Below are 2,333 nucleotides of genomic sequence, written 5' to 3'. Positions count from 1 at the left end.
ATCTTCGACTGCCGTGTCCGCCGTGACAGTGAGAACGCCCGACGTCATGAGTCGTGTGACCGCGGTTCTCTCCTGTTGCATATCTCTATCCTTGCGGGATAATCGTTAATAATTGTCGGCGGTTCAACTATTCTTCTCGATGAACTTCTGCACATCCTGAGAATCACCTGCTCAGGACAGCGTCTCGTCTCGTCAGACTCGGGGCGTTGGAATCGTCTCCGTCGCAGCGTCTCGCCACGAGCGGGTGGGTTCCCAGCCGAGGAGGGTGTTAGCCTTCGAGATATCGTACGCAGACGCGTCACCCTCGACAGAACAGGTGGCTGGAACGGTTCCGTAGTAGTCGGTCATCAATTCGCGGAGGGGGCGGCCGAGTGCGTTGTCTGCGGCGACACAGTTGAACGCTTCGTGCCCTGATACGTCTGCCGTGAGCGCTGCTTCGACCATGTCAGCAACGTCACGGACGTCGACGTACGACCAGTAGTTCCCAGCACCTGCTTCGAGGTCCGAGGTATACGATTCGTCACGACACGGGTACTCTCCCGGAATTTGTATCCACGATGGTCGGAGCGACACCACTGACACGTCGTCACGTCTAGCGATGGTCTTCCCAATTTCTTCGGTCACGACTTTCGAGAGGCCGTAGTCGTCCTCGGGACGAAGCGCGTGGGCTTCGGTAATCGGGAGTTCGTCGGGAATCGGTGTCTCGTCGGCGAAAAAGAAGCCATAGGCGCCGTCTGAAGAGGCTTGCACGATACGAGCGCCGATACGGCCAGCGGCCGTCAGGACACTGTGCGCTGCGAGTGTGTTGTTGCGATACGTGTCGACGCCGGGCTTGATTCCAGCGGCCGGAATCGCGGCCCAGTGGACGACTGCATCGGGTTGGAGGCTGGTGAGTGTGTCGAACACACTCCCTGGGTCCGTGAGGTCCAGCGCCCGATACGCGACGTCTGGATGGCCGTCGTCTCCCGGATGGTCCTGGTCGAGGCACGTGACGGTGTGGTCTTCGGCGAGTCGGTCGACGACCCAGCGTCCTGTCTGGCCGCGCCCACCCGTGATTGCTACGTCCATGGGAGACGATTCTCGACGTGCGTCAAAACAGCAGCGAGTCCTCCTCTCGTCGACGGGGCGGTACCGTCACTGGGTACTAGGGGTGCTAGACGGACTCCGGAACGCTGTGAGGGCGTCTGTGTCTGCATCATCTCTCGACAGGACAGTTACGATGTCGTCTGGCTGGATGACGGTGTCTCCGTGAGGTGTGAGGACACGGTCGTCGCGTTCGATGGCGATGAGCAGGGTGTCTTCGTCGAGGGTGCCGGTTCGGGCAGCAACTTCGACGGATTGTCCAGCGATTGGCGCGCCCGATTCGACGGTGATTTCCACGACGCTCGCGTCCCCAGTGAGGCTGATGAAGTCGTTCGGTTCTGGAGAGGGGTCGTTTCGGTCGTCCGGGTTGAACGGACCGTAAGGGGCGAAGAGTTCCTCTTCGAGGAGGTCTTCGTCTTCGATGTGGATTCCGATATCGGTGAGTTCTCGAGCGACTCGCCGGAGGTCACTCGTCGTCTCGCCGACTGCGAGAACGTGCAGGTTACGACGACCAGTCATCAATGTCCGAACGTTGATGACACCGGGAATGGCCCGTGCCTCGTGGGCGAGCGCTTCTCGTTCGGTGACAGGGACGTCACAGAGATAGAGATTGGAGAGCTTCCGCCCGGCGCGCTCGAAGTCGACCTGTGTGGTGTAGCTCCGGATGATTCCGGCGTCCTCGAGCCTGTGGATTCGGTTTCGGATGGTTGCTCCCGAGACGCCCGCTTGGTCTGCGAGTGTGCTGCTGGTGGTGTTTCGAGCGTCGTCCATGAGCGCGTGTAGGATTCGTCGGTCGATTTCGTCGAGACGATGGTCGGTATTTCGGTGTGGCATTGTCGTAACGGGCTCCAATCTCGGTTTCAGAAGTAATCTACCCGACACAGGTGGATAACATTTGCTCAGGTGGTGTCCAGTTTGCGAATTCCAAGTCTCCGGGGGAATTTCGCTTTCGCACGCGTTTCGAAAACCGCCTCTCGGTGGACTTGCCAGCGCCGTCGTTGGTGAGGTAGTCTCGTGTCTTCCCGACGCGACACTGTCAAATCTACCAGTACATTTCGGAATCAAAAATTCAACAACGATAAATTACGATATCAAAAATACAAAAGGAGAACTTATTGCTACTCGAAACAGAAGAGGGCCATGGACAGAGAGATTGACACGACCCAACCAGACGAACGCCCCGTAACCCACGATGGGCGTCGAAAGCACCACGTCCACCGGCACGAACTGTGCACGACGCCACTCGTTCG

2 protein-coding genes are annotated in these 2,333 nt (G+C 58.6%); both read right to left on the bottom strand.

The features are described from left to right. Positions 1 to 192: 192 nt before the first annotated feature. The gene (locus tag AUR66_RS16775; RefSeq protein WP_058573338.1) at positions 193 to 1,068 is read right to left on the bottom strand and encodes an NAD-dependent epimerase/dehydratase family protein; all 876 of its coding nucleotides are present in this window, start codon (positions 1,066 to 1,068) and stop codon (positions 193 to 195) included. Positions 1,069 to 1,134: 66 nt separating this feature from the next. Further along, the gene (locus AUR66_RS16770; protein ID WP_058573337.1) at positions 1,135 to 1,917 is read right to left on the bottom strand and encodes an Lrp/AsnC family transcriptional regulator; all 783 of its coding nucleotides are present in this window, start codon (positions 1,915 to 1,917) and stop codon (positions 1,135 to 1,137) included. Between the last annotated feature and the right edge of the window lie 416 nt (positions 1,918 to 2,333).

The sequence above is a fragment of the Haloferax profundi genome (assembly GCF_001469865.1).
GTDB lineage: Archaea > Halobacteriota > Halobacteria > Halobacteriales > Haloferacaceae > Haloferax > Haloferax profundi.
The sequence above is the reverse complement of the archived record's forward strand: the minus strand, read 5'-3'. Positions and strand labels throughout refer to the sequence as shown.